Origin of the sequence: Streptomyces sp. NPDC057271, from assembly GCF_042668715.1 — a bacterium.
Taxonomy (GTDB): domain Bacteria; phylum Actinomycetota; class Actinomycetes; order Streptomycetales; family Streptomycetaceae; genus Streptomyces.
On record NZ_JBHUYJ010000005.1, the window covers coordinates 140,031 to 158,207 of the forward strand.

Consider the following 18,177-nt stretch of genomic DNA (forward strand, 5'->3'; position numbering starts at 1 on the left):
CGCGTCCGGCGCCGCGGCGCTGCGCGAGATGCGCTGGTGGGACCTCGAGCCCGTGCTCGTGCTCGAACACGAGCTGTTCCCCGAGGACGCCTGGTCCGAGGGGATGTTCTGGTCCGAGCTGGCCCACGCCCGTGGCCCGCGCGCCACCCGCCGTTACGTCGTGGCGGAGGCCGAGGGGCGGATCGTCGGGTACGCGGGGCTGGCCGCCGCCGGCGGCCTCGGCGACGTCCAGACGATCGCCGTCGCCCGCGACCAGTGGGGCACCGGGCTCGGCGCGCGGCTGCTCACCGACCTGCTCCACCACGCCACCGCGTTCGAGTGCGAAGAGGTGCTCCTGGAGGTGAGGGTGGACAACACCCGGGCCCAGAAGCTCTACGAGCGCTTCGGCTTCGAGCCGATCGGCTTCCGGCGCGGCTACTACCAGCCGGGCAACGTCGACGCGCTGGTGATGCGACTGACCGTTCAAGCAACTGAGACCGAAACTGGAACTGATTCCGATGGCTGCTGACGAACCGCTCGTACTCGGTATCGAGACCTCCTGCGACGAGACCGGGGTCGGCATCGTCCGGGGCACGACGCTGCTCGCCGACGCCGTCGCCTCCAGCGTCGACACCCACGCCCGCTTCGGCGGCGTCGTGCCCGAGATCGCCTCCCGCGCCCACCTGGAGGCGATGGTCCCTACCATCGAGCGCGCCCTGAAGGACGCCGGGGTCTCCGCCCGCGACCTCGACGGCATCGCCGTGACGGCGGGCCCCGGTCTCGCGGGAGCGCTGCTCGTCGGCGTCTCGGCGGCCAAGGCGTACGCGTACGCGCTGGGCAAGCCGCTGTACGGCGTGAACCACCTGGCCTCGCACATCTGCGTCGACCAGCTGGAGCACGGCCCGCTGCCCGAGCCCACGATGGCGCTGCTCGTCTCCGGCGGGCACTCCTCGCTGCTGCTCGCCCCCGACATCACCGCCGACGTCCGGCCCATGGGCGCGACCATCGACGACGCGGCCGGCGAGGCCTTCGACAAGATCGCGCGCGTCCTCGACCTCGGCTTCCCCGGCGGCCCGGTCATCGACCGGCTCGCGAGGGAGGGCGACCCGAACGCGATCGCCTTCCCGCGCGGACTGACCGGCTCGAAGGACCCCGCGTACGACTTCTCCTTCTCCGGTCTCAAGACGGCGGTCGCCCGCTGGATCGAGGCCAAGCGGGCGGCGGGCGAGGAGGTGCCGGTACGGGACGTGGCCGCGTCCTTCCAGGAGGCCGTCGTCGACGTGCTCACCCGGAAGGCCGTGCGCGCCTGCAAGGACGAGGGCGTCGACCACCTGATGATCGGCGGCGGAGTCGCGGCCAACTCGCGGCTGCGGGCGCTGGCCCTGGAGCGGTGCGAGCGGGCCGGGATCCGGCTGCGGGTGCCGCGGCCCGGGCTGTGCACGGACAACGGGGCGATGGTGGCGGCCCTGGGCGCGGAGATGGTGGCCCGGAACCGCCCGGCCTCCGACCTGGAGCTGTCGGCGGACTCCTCGCTCCCGGTGACGGACCCGCACGTGCCGGGCGCGGACGGCCACGACCACGGACACGGTCACACCCACGACCACGACCATGTGCACGAGATGAGCAAGGAGAACCTCTACCCGTGATCCTCACGCTCATGTGGGAGGCCCGGGCCGTCCAGGGCCGGGGCGCCGAACTCCTGGAGTGGGCGCGGTCGCGGGAGCTTCCGTACGAGCCGCTACGGCGCGAGACCTTCCGGGCCCCGCAGGACCGCGTGCTCGTGCTGACCTGGTGGGACGCCCCGGCGCCGGACGCCGAGCTGCCCGAACTGCCGGAGCCGGCGGCGGACCTCATCACCAGGCCGGTGCACCGCTGGCGCTTCGAGTCCGTGGACTGAGGCAACCCCCCGGCCGCGTTCGGCATCATCCACGGCGTGAGACACGGCGTGGACAAGAAGATCGTGACCTGGGCGGCGCTGACCGTCGCCACGCTCCTCGTGACGGGCTGCGGCGGCTCGGCGGGGGCGGAGCCCACCGGCACGAGACCGTCCGCGCCGGCGACGGCCTCGGCCGGGACAGGCGCCCCGGCTCCCGACCGTGCCGCCGAGGCCTCGGCGGCGTACCGGAAGTGGGGACTCAAGCCCTTCGCCGCCCCGCCCGCGCCGCCCCGGGTCAAGCCGGTCAGGCGGAGCCCGGGCGGTCCCGTCCCCGTCATCAGCGAGATACCGACGAAGGACAGGATCGTCTTCATCACGATCGACGACGGGGCCGAGAAGGACCCCGAGTTCGTGACGATGATGGAGGAGCTCGAGGTCCCGGTGACGATGTTCCTCACCGACTCGGCCATACGCGCCGACTACGCGTACTTCGCCCGCCTGGGCGACCTCGGCAACGGCGTGGCCAACCACACCCTGACCCACCCCGACCTGCGCACCCTCGGCCGGGCCGCCCAGAGCCGGGAGATATGCGGCCAGCAGACGAAGCTGGCGAAGGAGTACGGCGCGAAGCCGCGGCTCTTCCGCCCGCCGTACGGCAACTGGAACGAGGACACCCGCGCGGCCGCGGGCGAGTGCGGTGTCGACGCGATCGTGCTGTGGCGCGAGTCGATGCAGATCAAGAACATGCAGTACCAGCGCGCCGACGGGAAGCTGCACCCGGGCGACATCATCCTGGCCCACTTCCGCGGCCCGGCCGAGCTCAAGGGCACGTCGATGACGCGCATGACGGCCAACATGCTCCGCCACATCCAGGAGCAGGGCTTCACGGTCGCCCGCCTGGAGGACTACGTGTGAAGGTTTTCCGCACCGCGTGTCGATGCGGGGCGAGCCCGTTCGACGTATGAGTGAAAGGCGGGGAACAGCCCCGCCGCCACGCAAGGAGAACGACCATGCCGCGCTACCTGACGATGGTCCGCATCGAAGAGGGCTCCTTCGCCATGGAGGACGCCGACCCCGGCTTCGAGGAGCGCATGGGCGCGCTCTTCGAGGAGATCACCAAGGCCGGGGTGATGCTGGAGACGGCCGGGCTCAAGCCGACCAAGGAGGGCAGGCGCGTCGTGTGGGACGGCGGGAAGATCTCCTACACCGACGGCCCGTTCACCGAGACCAAGGAGGTCGTCGGGGGTTACTCGATCAGCCAGTGCCGGGACATCGACGAGGCGGTCGAGTGGTCGAAGCGGTTCCTGGAGATCCACCCGCCGCAGTGGAAGGTGACGTGTGAGGTGCGCGAGATCGAGGAGATGTGACGTGGCCGGGGCGGGTGATGCCATGGTGGACCCATGACCGCACCCGCCCCCGGCGCCGTCGAGACCGTCTTCCGGATGGAGTCGCCACGGATCATCGCGTCCGTCGCGCGGATCGTCCGTGACGTCGGCATCGCCGAGGAGATCGCCCAGGACGCCTTCGTGGCCGCCCTGGAGCAGTGGCCGCGAACGGGCGTCCCCGACCGGCCCGCGGCCTGGCTGACTGCCGCGGCCAAGAACCGCGCCGTCGACCTCGTACGGCGCCGGGAGACGTACGCGCGCAAGCTGGCCGAGGTCGGGCGGGAGCTGACCGAGGAGTCGCACGACCCCGAGCCGTCCGGGCCCGGCGACATCGACGACGACCTGCTGCGGCTGATCTTCACCGCCTGCCACCCGGTGCTCTCCGCCGAGGCCCGGATCGCGCTGACCCTGCGGCTGGTCGGCGGGCTGCGCACGGACGAGATCGCCCGCGCCTTCCTCGTACCGGAGGCGACGGTCGCGCAGCGGATCGTGCGGGCGAAACGGACGCTGGCGACGGCGGGCGTGGAGTTCGAGGTGCCGTACGGGGAGGAGCGGGCCGCCCGGCTCGGCTCCGTCCTGGACGTCATCTACCTCGTCTTCAACGAGGGGTACGCGGCGACCGCCGGCGACGACCTGCTGCGGCCGGCGCTGTGCGAGGACGCGTTGCGGCTGGCCAGGGTGCTCGCGGGACTGATGCCGAAGGAGGGCGAAGTCCACGGTCTGGCGGCCCTGTTGGAGATCCAGGCCTCGCGGACCGCGGCCAGGACCGGTTCGGACGGACGGCCGGTCCTCCTCGCCGACCAGAACCGGAGCCGCTGGGACCGGCGGCTGATCCTGCGCGGTTTCGAGGCGCTCGGGCGGGCCGGCGAGAGCGGTGCGTACGGTCCGTACGCCCTTCAGGCCATGATCGCCGCCTGCCACGCGAAGGCGCCGGCTTACGAGGAGACGGACTGGCGGACGATCGCCGCGCTGTACGAACGCCTCGCGGCCGTCGCCCCCTCGCCGGTCGTCGAGTTGAACCGCGCGGTCGCCGTCTCGATGGCCGAGGGCCCGGAGGCCGGCCTCGCCCTCGTCGACGAGCTGGCGGAGGAACGCACCCTGGCGGGGTACCACTTGCTGCCGAGCGTCCGTGGAGACCTGCTGGAACGGCTCGGGCGGTCGGACGAGGCCCGTGCGGAGTTCGAGCGGGCGGCCTCGCTGACCCGCAACGAGCGGGAGCGGGAGCTGCTGCGGGAGCGGGCGGAACGGGCGGAACGGCGGGAGCGGGAGCTGCTGCGGGAATGGGCGGAACGGGCGGACGGTCCGGGCGCGTCGGGCGCGTCGGGCGCTCGGTAGTCTCGGCCGCATGTCCCCACGCGCACCCCTGCCTCCGCCTCCGCCGCCCGCCGAGATACGGAGCTGGCCCGACCGTGCGGCCCGACTGGCCGACCGGGCACGGGCGATGACCGAGCTCAACCGCCATCTGCTGGGCGGAGCGCGGCTGTCGGTCTTTCTGCTGTGGGTGGCGGCCCTCCAGCTCGGCTGGGGGATCTGCGGCGCCGGGTTCATCATGCTGGACGAGTCCCTCGACCCGTTCTCGGGCCTGTTCGCCTGCTTCTTCGTGGCGCTCGGGCTCGGTGCCGTGGTCCCCGCCGTCTTCTTCCTCGCCCGGGGCGTCCGCCGTGACCGGCAGGCGCGTGAACGGCTGGTGCTGTGGGCGGCCCTGGACGGCGACCGCGCGGCCGACGCGCGGCTGCGGGAGCCCGTGCTGAGCGTGGTCTGGCTGCTGGTGTCCCTCGCGCTGTGCGCCCTCGGCCTGTGGATCTCGCTGGCCGTGCCCGCGGAGGCGACCGGCCCGGGGAGCGGCGGCTACGGCGCGGTCGTGTACTTCGTGGGCGCGGGGCTCGGGCTCTGGGGCAGCGGCCTGACCGGCGTCGTGAAGGCGATCGGGCACTACCGGCTGGCGGTACGGCTCGCGGCGTAGCCAGGGGCCGTACGGCGGTCGTGCGGAGGTCGGTCGTACCGCCCGTGCCGTTACGTCGCCGGGTGGCCGATCAGCATCGTCGGGGCTCCCGCGACCCGGGTCAGGACGACGGTGGCGGCGTTCGGGCCCTTCGGCTTGACCCGGCGGCGGATCTCCTCGGGTTCGACCGCCGAACCGCGCTTCTTCACCGTCAGCGTGCCGACCTCCCGCTCCCTCAGCAGCGCCTTCAGCTTCTTGAGGTTGAAGGGCAGTTCGTCGGTGATCTCGTACGCCGTGGCGTACGGGGTGGGCGTGAGGGCGTCCGCCGTGACGTACGCGATCGTCTCGTCGATCAGGCCCCCGCCGAGCTCCTCGGCCACCTCGGCGACCAGATGCGCGCGGATGACCGCGCCGTCCGGCTCGTAGAGGTAGCGGCCCATCGGGCGGACCGCCGGATCGGGCAGGCTGCGGCCGGTCAGGCTCGCGCCGGAGGGGAGGAGGGTGGCGCGGCGGGTGCCGGGAGAAGTGCCGAACCACAGCACGGCCTCCTTCACGTCTCCGCCGTCGGAGATCCACTCGGCCTCGGCCTCCTCCGGCACCGCCTCGTGCGGGATGCCGGGGGCGATCTTCAGCGCCGCGTGCCGGGCCGTACGGGCGGCCTCGACGGCCCAGGAGAGCGGTGGCGAGTACGCCTCGGGGTCGAAGATCCTGCCCCGCCCGCCTCGGCGGGCGGGGTCCACGAAGACGGCGTCGTACGGGCTTGTGTCGATCTCGGTCACGTCCGCGCACCGCACCTCGATCAGGTCGGCGAGCCCGAGCGCGTCGGCGTTGGCGCGGGCGACCTCGGCCGTCAGCGGGTCGCGGTCCACGGCCAGGACCGCGATCCCGGCCCGGGCGAACGCGAGGGCGTCCCCGCCGATCCCGCCGCACAGATCCGCCACGCGGCGCACCCCGAGCCCGCGGAGCCGCTCCGCGCGGTACGCCCCCACCGTCGCCCGCGTCGACTGCTCGACGCCGTTGGGGGTGAAGTACATCCGGTACGCGTCCTCGGCGCCGAACTTCGCCACCGCGCGCTGACGCAGCCGGGCCTGTCCGAGCGCCGCCGAGACCAGCTCGGCGGGGTGCTCACGGCGCAGCCGGGAGGCGACGGCGAGTTCCCGGGCCGGGTCGTAGTCGCGCAGGGCGTCGAGCAGCGTCTGGCCCTCGGGGGAGAGCAGGGCGGTGAAGGCGGCGAGGTCGGTCACCCGTCCCATTGTGGGCCAGCCGGGGGATGGTGGGCGCCGGGCGGCGGTGTCGGCGGCCCTGGGGGTCTCGGCGCTGACAGGATGCGGCGCCATGCAGCTAGTAAGACAAAAAGAACAGATGCGCACTAAGCGGGCGCTGTTCCTCCGTCGTTCGGTGGCTGCGGCGCTTGTCGTCGCCGCGCTCGGATCCGCCTGTGCGGGCCCCTCCGGCGAGGAAGGGGGCGCCGAGAGCGGACGCAAGGCGCCCGCGCCTCCCGCCGCCGGCCAGCAGCAGGGCCAGGGTGCGGCCGCCGCACTCGACTCGTACGTCGAGAAGGTCCGCGAGCGCCGCGCCGCGCGGGTGCTCGCCGCCAAGAAGTGGGGGCTCGAACGCCCGCCCCTGGAGGCTCCGGCCCCGCCCGTGGTGAAGCCGAAGATCACCACGCGCAAGGGCTTCGAGACCGACGGCGAGGGCCTGCCGCCGGTCTTCACCACCGTGCCGACCAAGCAGAAGGTCGTCTTCCTGACGATCGACGACGGTGCGGAGAAGGACCCCGAGCTGCTGCGGATGATGAGCGAGCTGCAGATCCCCTACAGCGCCTTCCTCAGCGACTACGTCGTCAAGGACGACTACGGGTACTTCGAGAAGATGCGGGACTCCGGGGTCTCCCTGCACAACCACACCCTCAACCACCGCTATCTGCCCGGCCTTTCGTACGCGGCGCAGAAGCGGGAGATCTGCGGCATGCAGGACGTCATCGAGAAGCGGTACGGCAAGCGGCCCCCGCTCTTCCGCCCGCCGTACGGCAACTACAACGAGGACACGCTGCGCGCGGCGAAGACGTGTGGTGTGAAGGCGGTCCCGCTCTGGGCCGCGGAGGCCTTCCCGGACCGGATGGAGTGGCGCGAGTGGGACCGGGACCTGCACCCCGGTGACATCGTGCTCACGCACTTCCGCGGCAAGGGAGACTGGAAGGGCTCGATGGCCGACATGGTCCGCCGCGTGATGAAGACGATCACGGCCAAGGGGTACGCGGTCGCGAAGCTCGAGGACTACGTGTGAGACGCGCGCGCCGGGTGGCGGCGGTCCTGGTGCTGGCCGGCGCGCTCGCGGGGGTGACGGGGAGCGCCTCGTCCGTGGACCCGATCGAGCGGCTGGGCCGTAAGGCGGCCGCACGGGTCGGGGAGGCGGGGGCGGGCAGCGGGGCGCTCTCGAGGACGGCGGCCGGCGTCTTGCACACGCTCTCCCGCCCGGACGACGGCGCGGCGCCGTCAAGGGCCGGTGAGGCCGACCGGGGGTGAGGGCGTTCCGGTCGGGTGCGCGGGATGCGCGTGGGTCACCACTTCCGCATCGCGAGGAAGGTGAGGGCGGCCAGGGCGAGTACGCCCTCGCGGACCAGGAAGAGCGGTCCGGTCAGGGTGGCGGCACCGGTGCGCACCGAGGGCCGGGGGGTCGTCACGCTCGCACCCTTGTACGGAACCTTCGGCTCCGTCGCGCCGTTGCCCGTACCGGGACCGAATCGCCACGCGGCACTGAATTGGCACTCCGCTTGACCGAGTGCTAATCGCAGTCATAGTCTCGGCTCTGGCACTCACCACTGGAGAGTGCCAACACAGCGACGGGCAGGTCCGGCACCCGCGACGACGGATCCACCTGGTCGCCACCCCAGACAGTTAGCCCCGTGAGATCTCCGAAGGGGGAGGTCGGATCGTGACGACCACCAGCTCCAAGGTTGCCATCAAGCCGCTCGAGGACCGCATTGTGGTCCAGCCGCTCGACGCCGAGCAGACCACCGCCTCTGGCCTGGTCATCCCGGACACCGCGAAGGAGAAGCCCCAGGAGGGTGCTGTCCTCGCCGTGGGTCCGGGCCGCTTCGAGAACGGCGAGCGCCTGCCGCTCGACGTCAAGGTCGGCGATGTCGTGCTGTACAGCAAGTACGGCGGCACCGAGGTGAAGTACAACGGCGAGGAGTTCCTCGTCCTCTCGGCTCGCGACGTGCTCGCGATCATCGAGAAGTAATTCACCGAAGTACCTGAAGCACATGCTTTGAGCTGCGCCCCTGACCCCGCACCGGGCGTCCGGGGCGCAGTTCGGTTTCACCAGTTTTTCGACATCCGAGAGGGCTGAATCGCTCCCATGGCGAAGATCCTGAAGTTCGACGAGGACGCCCGTCGCGCCCTTGAGCGCGGCGTCAACAAGCTTGCCGACACCGTGAAGGTGACGATCGGCCCGAAGGGTCGCAACGTCGTCATCGACAAGAAGTTCGGCGCTCCCACCATCACCAACGACGGTGTCACGATCGCCCGTGAGGTCGAGATCGAGGACCCGTACGAGAACCTCGGCGCCCAGCTGGTGAAGGAGGTGGCGACCAAGACCAACGACATCGCGGGTGACGGCACCACCACCGCCACCGTGCTCGCCCAGGCTCTGGTCCGCGAGGGCCTGAGGAACGTCGCCGCCGGTGCCTCCCCGGCCGCCCTGAAGAAGGGCATCGACGCCGCGGTCAAGGCCGTCTCCGACGAGCTGCTCGCGACCGCCCGTCCGATCGAGGACAAGTCGGACATCGCCGCCGTGGCCGCGCTCTCCGCGCAGGACCAGCAGGTCGGCGAGCTCATCGCCGAGGCGATGGACAAGGTCGGCAAGGACGGTGTCATCACCGTCGAGGAGTCCAACACCTTCGGCCTGGAGCTCGACTTCACCGAGGGCATGGCCTTCGACAAGGGCTACCTGTCCCCGTACATGGTGACCGACCAGGAGCGTATGGAGGCCGTCCTCGACGACCCGTACATCCTGATCCACCAGGGCAAGATCTCCTCGATCCAGGACCTCCTGCCGCTCCTCGAGAAGGTCATCCAGGCCGGCTCCTCCAAGCCGCTGCTGATCATCGCCGAGGACGTCGAGGGCGAGGCCCTGTCGACCCTGGTCGTCAACAAGATCCGTGGCACCTTCAACGCCGTGGCCGTCAAGGCCCCGGGCTTCGGCGACCGCCGCAAGGCGATGCTCGGCGACATGGCCACCCTCACCGGTGCCACCGTCATCGCCGAGGAGGTCGGCCTCAAGCTCGACCAGGCCGGTCTGGACGTGCTGGGCACCGCCCGCCGCGTGACCATCACCAAGGACGACACCACCATCGTCGACGGTGGCGGCAACTCCGAGGACGTCGCGGGCCGCGTCAACCAGATCAAGGCCGAGATCGAGTCCACCGACTCCGACTGGGACCGCGAGAAGCTCCAGGAGCGCCTCGCGAAGCTGGCCGGCGGCGTGTGCGTGATCAAGGTCGGCGCCGCCACCGAGGTGGAGCTGAAGGAGAAGAAGCACCGTCTGGAGGACGCCATCTCCGCGACCCGCGCCGCGGTCGAGGAGGGCATCGTCTCCGGTGGTGGCTCCGCTCTGGTCCACGCGGTCAAGGTCCTGGAGGGCAACCTCGGCAAGACCGGCGACGAGGCCACGGGTGTCGCGGTCGTCCGCCGCGCCGCCGTCGAGCCGCTGCGCTGGATCGCCGAGAACGCCGGCCTCGAGGGCTACGTCATCACCTCGAAGGTGGCGGAGCTGGACAAGGGCAACGGCTTCAACGCCGCGACCGGTGAGTACGGAGACCTGGTCAAGGCCGGCGTCATCGACCCGGTGAAGGTGACGCGCTCCGCGCTGGAGAACGCCGCCTCGATCGCCTCCCTCCTCCTCACCACCGAGACCCTCGTGGTGGAGAAGAAGGAAGAGGAGTCGGCGGACGCGGGCCACGGCCACGGTCACGGCCACTCGCACTGACGCGCGCCCAACCGATCACCGAGGTCCGGTGTCCCCGAGAAGGGGGCGCCGGACCTCGGTGTTCTCCGGGCCTGCCGCCCGAACCGCCAGGGGATCCGCCGCCTCTACGTCTCCGACGCGTCCACGGCGCCGAGCTGCTCCATGAGGCCGAGCAGGTCGTACTGCCACCAGCCCTCCGCGATCTTGCCGTCCTTCCTGAACTGGTGGATCGTCGTGCCGGTCATCGAGACCTTCGTGCGGGGTGCGGTGGGCATGAGGCCCATGAAGTCGCCCTTGTGCGTCGCGACCCAGGTCCACCGCGTGCACACCCGGTCGCCCTCGGCGATCTGGTCGTTCACGGTGAAGTCGAAGTCGAACCCGCCCCGCCACATCTCCACCTGGCGCCGGATCGCGTCCATGCCCATGGTGTCCTGCTCGTTGGTCGGGTCGTGGTCGTGATAGCCCTCGGCGAGGACCTCGTCGAGCGGCGGAAGCTCGCCCTCGGCGGCGATGAGCTCGAAGAACCGCTGGGCGTTGCCCTTGTACAGCTGGATGTCCCGCACGATGTCCAGGTCGGTGAAGGTCGGCATCTCGTCACAGAGCGCGACCATCTCCCGGAAGATGCGGTCCGTCTCGGGGAGCTGCGAGTTGGTCATCGCCACCTCGTAGGAGGGGAACTCCACGATCTCCACGAGATGCTCCGAGTCGGATCGGTCCTTGCCGATGACGCTGTGGCTGGCCGTCCGCTTGCCCTGGGTCTGCTCGACCCACTTGTCCATGAGCCGGTTCAGATCCTCGAACCGACTGGTCTTGCAATCGATTATCTGTACGAATGTCATGGCACCTCCCGGACCGGGTGGGACCCTTCCAGTCTAGGTCCGGGGCGGCCCGGGGCCCCTGGCCGCCGAACCGGACCCGGACCCCGTCACGACCCTCGCCACCGTCCGGGTCACCGGCCGCACGATCCACGTGACCTGGCGGGACGGCACCGTGACGGGAGTCCGACTGGACGCGAGCGAGGTAATCGGAGCCTGAGGGCCGGACGCGGCGGGACCATGGAGCGCCCCATTCCGCTATCTGGGGCCGTAGCTGCGGCCGGCCCTGGAGGAGACCCCGCCGAGCAGACCACGCGGCGTCAGCTTCACCACACCCATCAGCGCCTTGTAGCGGGGATCGGGGATGGAGACCGTCTTCCCGCGCGACAGATCGTGCAGCGCGGTGGCCACCAGCTTGTCCGCGTCGAGCCACATCCAGCCCGGGATGTTCTCCGTCCCCATCCCGGCCCGCTCGTGGAACTCCGTCCGAACGAAGCCCGGGCAGAGCGCCATGAGCCGTACGCCGCTGTCCGCCAGGTCGCGTGCCGCGCCCTGCGTGAACTGCACGACCCACGCCTTCGACGCCCCGTACGTGCCCCGCGGGACGAACGCCGCCACCGAGGCCACGTTGACGACCCCGCCCCGGCCGCGGGCGCGCATGGACTCCGCCGCGGCCGACGTCAGCCGGAGCACCGCCTCGCAGTGCACCGTCAGCATCTTCAACTCGTCGGCCATGGAGACTTCCAGGAACCGGCCCTTGTTGCCGAAGCCCGCGTTGTTCACCAGCAGGTCCACCGGCTGCTTCGGGTCGGAGAGCCGGGCCTCCACGGCCGCGATCCCCTTCTCCTCGGACAGATCCGCCGCGAGGACCTCGGCCTCGATGCCGTGCCGGTCGTGCAGTTCGGTCGCCTGCTCCCGCAGCCGCTTCACATCGCGGGCCACGAGCACGATGTCGTGTCCGTCCGCCGCCAGCCTCCGCGCGAAGGCGGCCCCGATACCCGCCGTCGCGCCTGTAATCAGTGCAGTCGTCATGGGCGGCACGTTAGTGCCCCGCGCCGGGACCCCCGCGCTCAGGAGCCGGTGCCGTACTTCTCCGTGTGGGTACGGGCCAGTTCGAGCAGTTCGGCGTCCATCCACGCGGCGGCGACCAGGGTGCGCGGCAGTAGCGAGCGCTCGGTCGTCACGGCCCGGTGCAGCAGCGAGACGGTGATGTCGTGGTCGGGACGGTGGACGACCTCGAGCGGGTCGCCGACCGTGAACGAGCCCGGCTCGATCACGCGCAGCAGGGCGCCGGGGCCCGCGGTCGACCCCATGAAGCGCCGGACCCACCCCTTCTCCCCGATGAAGCCCGCGAAGGTACGGCAGGGGATGCGGCCGCCGGTCACTTCGAGAACCACCTCGGGGCCGACCCGCCAACGCTCGCCGATGAGGGCCCCGTTCACGTCGAGCCCGAGTGTGGTGAGGTTCTCCCCGAAGGAGCCGTCGGCCAGCGGCCGGCCCAGCTCGCGCTCCCAGACGTCCATGTCCTCGCGGGCGAAGGCGGACACGGCGCGGTCGTCCCCGCCGTGGAAGCGGAGGTCGCACACGCTGTCCCCGGCGAGCCCGCTCGCCCCGACACCGCGCGGGCCCGGCGCCTCGACCCGTACCGGACCCTTCACCGGACGCTTGTCGATGCCGGTCATCCCGGACGCGGTGTCCGTGTACTCCACGGCCATGGCCCGCCCGACATTCACGCTCAGAACCTTCATAAAGGCACCATAAGTCCTCTCGGGCCCAAAGCCTCCAAGGGGTATTCGCCTTGAATTCCAAGCATCGCTTATGCTCGAACCATGATCGAGGCCCGTCATCTCCGCGTCCTGCGCGCCGTCGCCGCGACCGGCTCCTTCTCCGCCGCCGCACGCCGACTCGGCTGCACCCAGCCCGCGGTGAGCCAGCAGATGAAGGCGCTGGAGAGCTCCGCAGGTACGCCCCTGCTCATCAGGACCGGCCGCGAGATGCGGCTCACGCAGGCGGGCGAGGCCCTGGTCCGGCATGCCTCGGGCATCCTCGCGGGGCTCACCGCCGCCGAGGAGGAGGTGGCCGCGATCGCCGGGCTGCGCGCCGGACGCGTCCGGCTGGTCTCCTTCCCCAGCGGCAGCTCCACGCTGGTCCCGACCGCCCTCGCCGCTCTGCGCGCGGCGCACCCGGGCACGCGGGTCTCGCTCGTGGAGGCCGAACCGCCGCGCTCGGTGGAGATGCTGCGCGACGGCGACTGCGACGTGGCCCTGGCCTTCCGCTACGGAGCGGGTCCGGCGGAGTGGGACGACCTGATCGTCCGGCCGCTGCTCGCCGACCGCCTGGTGGGCCTCGTGCCCGACGGGCACCGCCTGGCCGACGCGGACGCGGTGGGCATCGCCGAGCTGGCCGAGGAGTCCTGGATCGCGGGCTGCCCGCGCTGCCGGCGCCAGCTCGTGGAGGTGTGCGAGAAGGCCGGGTTCACCCCGCGCATCGACTTCGCCACCGACGACTACCCGGCCGTGGTCGGGCTCGTCGGCGCCGGCCTGGGCGTCGCGGTCCTGCCTCAGCTCGCCATCGAGTCCGTACGTCCCAAGGGGGCGCGGACCGTGGTCGTGGAGCCGGCCGTGGAACGCGAGATCGTCGCCCTCACGCTGCCCGACCTGGCCAAGGTCCCGGCGGTCGCGGCGACCCTCGACGAACTGACCCGGGCGGCCGGACGCTGACGGTCCGCCGCCGCCCCCACAGGGGCCCCGGGCCGCGTGCGCCGCGGCCCCGTGGGGCCGGGAGAGGCGCGACCCCGGCCCGTCCGGAGCAGCAGAAACGTTCCTTCATACCTTCGGGCGATCAGAAGTTCAGGCGCGCCCTACGCCTGCCGAACCCGACGCCGTGGCCGAAGCCGTGATCAGGCGATTGCGGGCCCGTCCCATGAGCTCTTCGCGTTCGTCCTCGGTGAGGCCGCCCCATACGCCGTAGGGCTCGCGTACGGCGAGTGCGTGTGCCGCGCATTCCGCGCGTACCGGGCACCGCATGCAGACCTCTTTCGCCGAGTTCTCACGCGCACTCCGTGCCGCGCCACGCTCTCCCTCGGGGTGGAAGAACAGGGAACTGTCGACTCCGCGGCAGGCCGCGAGCAGCTGCCAGTCCCAAAGATCGGCGTTGGGTCCCGGAAGGCGGGAGAAATCTGCCATTGCGCTTGTCCCCTTGAAACCGTGTCGAACGGATTGGTGGGCGGGTGGATGGCTGATGTGCCGGGGGCCCTTCACTCCCCCGTGGGTCTCGCGTACCCGCTCCTGCGGGTTCGACCCGACCGTACAACTACTGTCTAAGTAGATGTAAATATGACTCATTGCGAATCTAGCCACAGACACCACAGAAAGGGAAGAAAACTCGCTAAATGGGGCATAGCTTCCAGTGAAGGGCGGATGACCTGCGGCGCTCTCTTCCGTGCGCGCTCCCTCACGTAGAGTGCCGAAGGCGGCCGTCCGACCCGTAACTCTTTCGAGTGACCGTCGTTGAGAGTGCGGAGGCGGTTGAAGGAACAAGCGCTCGGGCAGGTGTCCGAGAGCGTCAACCGCACAGGTGACGATACGTACCAGCCCTGGAGGCTCTAGGTGACGCGCATCAGCTGCGGAGGGCGGCCATGACATCCGTCCTCGTCTGCGACGACTCCCCGCTTGCCCGAGAGGCTCTTCGCCGCGCGGTCGCGACCGTGCCCGGCGTGGAGCGCGTGACCACCGCGGCCAACGGCGAGGAAGTCCTCCGCCGCTGGGGCGCGGACCGCTCGGACCTGATCCTGATGGACGTACGCATGCCCGGTCTGGGTGGTGTGGAGACCGTCCGCCGGCTGCTGTCCGCCGACCCCGGCGCCCGCATCATCATGCTCACCGTCGCGGAGGACCTGGACGGTGTCGCGCTCGCGGTCGCCGCGGGCGCCCGTGGCTATCTGCACAAGGACGCCTCGCGCGCCGAGCTGCGGGCCACGGTCACCCAGGCCCTCGCCGACCCGACCTGGCGGCTCGCCCCGCGCCGTCTGCGGTCGGCCGAGATGGGCGCGGCGCCGACGCTCACCGCACGTGAGATCCAGGTGCTCGAAGGCATGAGCCACGGCCGGTCCAACGCGGAGATCGGACGCGAGCTCTTCCTCTCCGAGGACACGGTGAAGACGCACGCCCGGCGGCTCTTCAAGAAGCTGGGCGCATCGGACCGGGCGCACGCCGTCGCCCTCGGCTTCCGGTGGGGCCTGGTCCGCTAGGGCGCGTTGCGAACGCGGCGCCGTCCGCCCGAAGGGCGGGCCCCGCGGATCACGGCGGTCCCCCTGCTCGCGCGCAGCCGAGAGCTCGGGGAAGCGTGCGATCGCAAGGCGGAGGGTCGTCCTCGTGCCGGGTGTACTCGGACGACCCGACAACGCAGCGACCGCGTGCGCCGGGTGTACTCGGACGACCCGACAACGCAGCGACCGCGTGCGCCGGGTGTACTCGGGCGGCCCCGACAACGCAGCGACCGCGCGCGCCGGGCGTCGCCGGGCGGGACGCTCGCAGCACGCCCTGGGCGGTGACGACCTGCCGTTTCCCCGTCCGCCAGGGCGCGGACGGGGCCCTGGCCCGGGGTCCCGTCACGGAGGTCGGCGGGCCTCGGTCGCCGCGGCTTGTGTCACTTCCGCGCGGGATGCCGCATCCTTGAGATGTGGAGTTCCTCGGGGACGAGTCGATCGAGCGGAAGGGGAGGGCGCAGGAGATGAGTTCCGGCGCACCTGCTCATAACGCTTCGGTGCACAACAACGGACGCGGTGCCGCGGACGCCGAGGCGGCAAGGCACCATGGAGCGATGCGCGACGACGAGACCATGGGATCCCCCATGCCCGTAGGGCCAGGGGAGATCGGTGCGCTCGTCCATCGCGCCGTCGAGGGGGACGAGCAGGCCACGCACGACCTTCTGGCGCGCGTGCATCCGCTGGCGCTGCGCTACTGCCGTACGCGGCTGAACCGGCTGCCCGGTGACGCTCGCCACTTCGTCGAGGACCTCGCGCAGGAGGTCTGCGTCGCCGTCCTGATGGCGCTGCCGCGCTACCGGGACACGGGCAGGCCCTTCGAGGCCTTCGTCTTCGCCATCGCCGGACACAAGGTCGCGGACCTGCAGCGGGCCGCGATGCGGCACCCGGGATCGACGGCCGTCCCCTCCGACGAGATGCCCGAACGGCCCGACGACTCCCTGGGCCCCGAGGAGCGCGCGCTGCTCAGCGACGATGCCGAATGGGCCAAGAAGCTGCTCGCCAACCTTCCGGAGAACCAGCGCGAGCTGCTGGTCCTGCGCGTGGCGGTCGGCCTCACGGCCGAGGAGACGGGGCAGATGCTCGGGATGTCCCCGGGGGCGGTACGGGTGGCGCAGCACCGCGCGCTCAGCCGTCTGCGGGCACTGGCCGAGCAGTAAGGGTCGATGAGGGCCGGTGGCCCTCACGTATACGTACGAACGTCCAAAGCTGCTCTCTGATCTTGATCGTGGAATGAGACACCGTCGAGGCCCGTTAGCATGGACATCCGCACCGATCAAGGCCATTGGGGAAGGTGTCATGACTGCAAACGTCGACGGAGTGCCCGGTAAATTCGCGACACTCGGGCTGACCTACGACGACGTACTGCTGCTGCCGGGAGCATCCGAGGTGCTCCCCAACGCGGTCGACACCTCGTCCCGCATCTCGCGCAACGTCCGGGTCAACATCCCGCTGCTCTCCGCGGCGATGGACAAGGTGACCGAGTCCCGCATGGCGATCGCGATGGCCCGTCTGGGCGGCGTCGGCGTGCTCCACCGGAACCTGTCCGTCGAGGACCAGGTCAACCAGGTCGACCTCGTCAAGCGCTCCGAGTCCGGCATGGTCACGGACCCCATCACCGTGCACCCGGAGGCGACGCTCGCCGAGGCGGACGCGCTGTGCGCCAAGTTCCGCATCAGCGGCGTCCCGGTCACCAACCCCGACGGCAAGCTGCTCGGCATCGTGACCAACCGCGACATGGCCTTCGAGAGCGACCGCAGCCGCCAGGTCCGCGAGGTCATGACCCCGATGCCGCTGGTCACCGGCAAGGTCGGCATCTCCGGCGTCGACGCCATGGAGCTGCTGCGCCGCCACAAGATCGAGAAGCTGCCGCTGGTCGACGACGGGGGCGTGCTCAAGGGCCTCATCACCGTCAAGGACTTCGTCAAGGCGGAGAAGTACCCGAACGCCGCCAAGGACGCCGAGGGCCGCCTGCTCGTCGGTGCCGCCGTGGGCGCCAGCCCCGAGGCGCTGGAGCGCGCCCAGGCGCTCGCCGCCGCCGGCGTGGACTTCCTGGTCGTCGACACCTCGCACGGCCACAACAGCAACGCCCTGAGCTGGATGGCGAAGATCAAGTCGAGCGTGAACGTCGACGTGATCGGCGGAAACGTCGCCACGCGCGACGGCGCGCAGGCGCTGATCGACGCCGGTGTCGACGGCATCAAGGTCGGTGTCGGCCCCGGCTCCATCTGCACCACCCGCGTGGTCGCCGGTATCGGCGTCCCGCAGGTCACCGCCATCTACGAGGCCTCTCTCGCGGCCCGTCCCGCCGGTGTCCCGCTGATCGGCGACGGCGGTCTGCAGTACTCCGGCGACATCGGCAAGGCACTGGCCGCCGGCGCCGACACCGTGATGCTCGGCAGCCTCCTCGCGGGCTGTGAGGAGTCGCCCGGCGAGCTGCTCTTCATCAACGGCAAGCAGTTCAAGTCGTACCGCGGCATGGGCTCGCTCGGTGCCATGCAGTCCCGCGGCCAGGGCCGGTCGTACTCGAAGGACCGCTACTTCCAGGCCGAGGTCGCCTCCGACGACAAGCTCGTGCCCGAGGGCGTCGAGGGCCAGGTCCCGTACCGCGGCCCGCTCTCCAACGTCCTGCACCAGCTCGTCGGCGGCCTCCGCCAGACGATGGGCTATGTGGGTGCGGCCACCGTCGCCGAGATGGAGTCCAAGGGCCGGTTCGTCCGGATCACCTCCGCGGGCCTCAAGGAGAGCCACCCGCACGACATCCAGATGACCGTCGAGGCGCCGAACTACAGCAGGAAGTAACGCAGCGCGACGCGTGGGGGGGGTTTTGCCTGTGGCCGGGAACCCCCCCCCACTTTTTTTTTGGGGGGCTTGTCGGGGCCGAAGCAAAGGGGAAAGCACCACACCGTTCCCTAGGTCTATACCTGGGGCGGTCAACACCTCCGCAA

Annotated in this window: 21 protein-coding genes; 15 read left to right on the forward strand and 6 right to left on the reverse strand. The window is 71.0% G+C overall.

Features of this window, described 5'->3' with window-relative positions; translation table 11 throughout:
* Positions 1-28: 28 nt before the first annotated feature.
* From rimI to ACFUJR_RS04315, 7 genes are all read left to right on the forward strand, one after another.
* Entirely contained in the window at positions 29-508 is a 480-nt protein-coding gene (rimI, locus tag ACFUJR_RS04285) for a ribosomal protein S18-alanine N-acetyltransferase (protein WP_383174022.1), read from the forward strand.
* Positions 498-1,625, forward strand: a complete 1,128-nt coding sequence (gene tsaD, locus ACFUJR_RS04290) for a tRNA (adenosine(37)-N6)-threonylcarbamoyltransferase complex transferase subunit TsaD (RefSeq protein WP_383174000.1) — start codon at positions 498-500, stop codon at positions 1,623-1,625. The genes rimI and tsaD overlap by 11 nt, the downstream gene beginning before the upstream one ends.
* Positions 1,622-1,876, forward strand: coding sequence for a hypothetical protein (locus ACFUJR_RS04295; RefSeq protein WP_352188417.1), 255 nt, complete (start codon positions 1,622-1,624; stop codon positions 1,874-1,876). The genes tsaD and ACFUJR_RS04295 overlap by 4 nt, the downstream gene beginning before the upstream one ends.
* Positions 1,877-1,912: 36 nt before the next feature.
* A complete protein-coding gene (locus ACFUJR_RS04300; protein WP_383173996.1) occupies positions 1,913-2,770 on the forward strand; it encodes a polysaccharide deacetylase family protein in 858 nt (285 codons plus the stop codon).
* Positions 2,771-2,865: 95 nt separating this feature from the next.
* Entirely contained in the window at positions 2,866-3,222 is a 357-nt protein-coding gene (locus ACFUJR_RS04305) for a YciI family protein (protein WP_383173993.1), read from the forward strand.
* A 33-nt stretch (positions 3,223-3,255) separates the two neighbouring features.
* A complete protein-coding gene (locus ACFUJR_RS04310) occupies positions 3,256-4,575 on the forward strand; it encodes an RNA polymerase sigma factor (RefSeq protein WP_383173990.1) in 1,320 nt (439 codons plus the stop codon).
* A 10-nt stretch (positions 4,576-4,585) separates the two neighbouring features.
* The gene (locus ACFUJR_RS04315; protein ID WP_383173987.1) at positions 4,586-5,203 is read left to right on the forward strand and encodes a hypothetical protein; all 618 of its coding nucleotides are present in this window, start codon (positions 4,586-4,588) and stop codon (positions 5,201-5,203) included.
* 50 nt (positions 5,204-5,253) lie between these two features.
* On the opposite strand, the gene ACFUJR_RS04320 is transcribed toward ACFUJR_RS04315, so the two are convergent.
* Positions 5,254-6,435 (reverse strand): SAM-dependent methyltransferase, encoded by a 1,182-nt coding sequence (locus ACFUJR_RS04320; protein WP_383174019.1) that lies wholly within the window; start codon positions 6,433-6,435, stop codon positions 5,254-5,256.
* Between the two features lie 109 nt (positions 6,436-6,544).
* On the opposite strand from ACFUJR_RS04320, the gene ACFUJR_RS04325 reads away from it, so the two are divergent.
* Complete coding sequence (locus tag ACFUJR_RS04325) at positions 6,545-7,468, forward strand: polysaccharide deacetylase family protein (protein ID WP_383173984.1); 924 nt, start codon at positions 6,545-6,547, stop codon at positions 7,466-7,468.
* Positions 7,465-7,707 (forward strand): hypothetical protein, encoded by a 243-nt coding sequence (locus tag ACFUJR_RS04330; RefSeq protein ID WP_383173981.1) that lies wholly within the window; start codon positions 7,465-7,467, stop codon positions 7,705-7,707. Before ACFUJR_RS04325 ends, ACFUJR_RS04330 begins: the two co-directional genes overlap by 4 nt.
* Before the next feature lie 35 nt (positions 7,708-7,742).
* On the opposite strand, the gene ACFUJR_RS04335 is transcribed toward ACFUJR_RS04330, so the two are convergent.
* Positions 7,743-7,865 carry a hypothetical protein gene (locus ACFUJR_RS04335; protein ID WP_383173978.1) on the reverse strand — a complete coding sequence of 41 codons (123 nt, stop codon included), beginning with the start codon at positions 7,863-7,865 and terminating at the stop codon, positions 7,743-7,745.
* 251 nt (positions 7,866-8,116) lie between these two features.
* On the opposite strand from ACFUJR_RS04335, the gene groES reads away from it, so the two are divergent.
* Positions 8,117-8,425, forward strand: coding sequence for a co-chaperone GroES (gene groES, locus ACFUJR_RS04340; RefSeq protein ID WP_057584642.1), 309 nt, complete (start codon positions 8,117-8,119; stop codon positions 8,423-8,425).
* Between the two features lie 117 nt (positions 8,426-8,542).
* Entirely contained in the window at positions 8,543-10,171 is a 1,629-nt protein-coding gene (groL, locus tag ACFUJR_RS04345) for a chaperonin GroEL (protein WP_383173974.1), read from the forward strand.
* 104 nt (positions 10,172-10,275) lie between these two features.
* Here groL and ACFUJR_RS04350 read toward each other — a convergent pair whose 3' ends face one another.
* From ACFUJR_RS04350 to ACFUJR_RS04360, 3 genes are all read right to left on the reverse strand, one after another.
* The gene (locus ACFUJR_RS04350; RefSeq protein WP_383173971.1) at positions 10,276-10,989 is read right to left on the reverse strand and encodes an ester cyclase; all 714 of its coding nucleotides are present in this window, start codon (positions 10,987-10,989) and stop codon (positions 10,276-10,278) included.
* Between the two features lie 234 nt (positions 10,990-11,223).
* Positions 11,224-11,997 (reverse strand): SDR family NAD(P)-dependent oxidoreductase, encoded by a 774-nt coding sequence (locus tag ACFUJR_RS04355; protein ID WP_383173968.1) that lies wholly within the window; start codon positions 11,995-11,997, stop codon positions 11,224-11,226.
* Positions 11,998-12,035: 38 nt separating this feature from the next.
* Positions 12,036-12,713: an MOSC domain-containing protein gene (locus ACFUJR_RS04360; protein ID WP_383173965.1), complete on the reverse strand. Its 678-nt coding sequence runs from the start codon at positions 12,711-12,713 to the stop codon at positions 12,036-12,038.
* A gap of 81 nt (positions 12,714-12,794) precedes the next feature.
* Here ACFUJR_RS04360 and ACFUJR_RS04365 point away from each other — a divergent pair, with 81 nt between their 5' ends.
* Positions 12,795-13,685, forward strand: coding sequence for a LysR family transcriptional regulator (locus ACFUJR_RS04365; protein WP_383173962.1), 891 nt, complete (start codon positions 12,795-12,797; stop codon positions 13,683-13,685).
* Between the two features lie 129 nt (positions 13,686-13,814).
* Here the strand turns inward: ACFUJR_RS04365 and ACFUJR_RS04370 are convergent, their stop codons facing one another.
* Positions 13,815-14,150, reverse strand: coding sequence for a WhiB family transcriptional regulator (locus ACFUJR_RS04370; protein WP_352188429.1), 336 nt, complete (start codon positions 14,148-14,150; stop codon positions 13,815-13,817).
* Between the two features lie 452 nt (positions 14,151-14,602).
* On the opposite strand from ACFUJR_RS04370, the gene ACFUJR_RS04375 reads away from it, so the two are divergent.
* The 3 genes from ACFUJR_RS04375 (at position 14,603) to guaB (ending at position 18,031) form a co-directional block, all read left to right on the forward strand.
* A complete protein-coding gene (locus ACFUJR_RS04375; RefSeq protein ID WP_003948568.1) occupies positions 14,603-15,214 on the forward strand; it encodes a response regulator transcription factor in 612 nt (203 codons plus the stop codon).
* Between the two features lie 572 nt (positions 15,215-15,786).
* A complete protein-coding gene (locus ACFUJR_RS04380; RefSeq protein ID WP_383173959.1) occupies positions 15,787-16,389 on the forward strand; it encodes a sigma-70 family RNA polymerase sigma factor in 603 nt (200 codons plus the stop codon).
* Between the two features lie 139 nt (positions 16,390-16,528).
* Positions 16,529-18,031, forward strand: coding sequence for an IMP dehydrogenase (gene guaB / locus ACFUJR_RS04385; RefSeq protein WP_383173956.1), 1,503 nt, complete (start codon positions 16,529-16,531; stop codon positions 18,029-18,031).
* The last annotated feature ends 146 nt before the right edge of the window (positions 18,032-18,177 follow it).

Coding starts and splice junctions, on each gene's coding strand:
- rimI (WP_383174022.1), top strand. CDS start 29: ATGCGCTGGTGGGACCTCGAGCCCGTGCTCGTGCTCGAACACGAGCTG.
- tsaD (WP_383174000.1), top strand. CDS start 498: ATGGCTGCTGACGAACCGCTCGTACTCGGTATCGAGACCTCCTGCGAC.
- ACFUJR_RS04305 (WP_383173993.1), top strand. CDS start 2,866: ATGCCGCGCTACCTGACGATGGTCCGCATCGAAGAGGGCTCCTTCGCC.
- ACFUJR_RS04310 (WP_383173990.1), top strand. CDS start 3,256: ATGACCGCACCCGCCCCCGGCGCCGTCGAGACCGTCTTCCGGATGGAG.
- ACFUJR_RS04315 (WP_383173987.1), top strand. CDS start 4,586: ATGTCCCCACGCGCACCCCTGCCTCCGCCTCCGCCGCCCGCCGAGATA.
- ACFUJR_RS04320 (WP_383174019.1), bottom strand. CDS start 6,435: ATGGGACGGGTGACCGACCTCGCCGCCTTCACCGCCCTGCTCTCCCCC.
- ACFUJR_RS04325 (WP_383173984.1), top strand. CDS start 6,545: ATGCGCACTAAGCGGGCGCTGTTCCTCCGTCGTTCGGTGGCTGCGGCG.
- groL (WP_383173974.1), top strand. CDS start 8,543: ATGGCGAAGATCCTGAAGTTCGACGAGGACGCCCGTCGCGCCCTTGAG.
- ACFUJR_RS04350 (WP_383173971.1), bottom strand. CDS start 10,989: ATGACATTCGTACAGATAATCGATTGCAAGACCAGTCGGTTCGAGGAT.
- ACFUJR_RS04355 (WP_383173968.1), bottom strand. CDS start 11,997: ATGACGACTGCACTGATTACAGGCGCGACGGCGGGTATCGGGGCCGCC.
- ACFUJR_RS04360 (WP_383173965.1), bottom strand. CDS start 12,713: ATGAAGGTTCTGAGCGTGAATGTCGGGCGGGCCATGGCCGTGGAGTAC.
- ACFUJR_RS04365 (WP_383173962.1), top strand. CDS start 12,795: ATGATCGAGGCCCGTCATCTCCGCGTCCTGCGCGCCGTCGCCGCGACC.
- ACFUJR_RS04370 (WP_352188429.1), bottom strand. CDS start 14,150: ATGGCAGATTTCTCCCGCCTTCCGGGACCCAACGCCGATCTTTGGGAC.
- ACFUJR_RS04375 (WP_003948568.1), top strand. CDS start 14,603: ATGACATCCGTCCTCGTCTGCGACGACTCCCCGCTTGCCCGAGAGGCT.
- ACFUJR_RS04380 (WP_383173959.1), top strand. CDS start 15,787: ATGCGCGACGACGAGACCATGGGATCCCCCATGCCCGTAGGGCCAGGG.
- guaB (WP_383173956.1), top strand. CDS start 16,529: ATGACTGCAAACGTCGACGGAGTGCCCGGTAAATTCGCGACACTCGGG.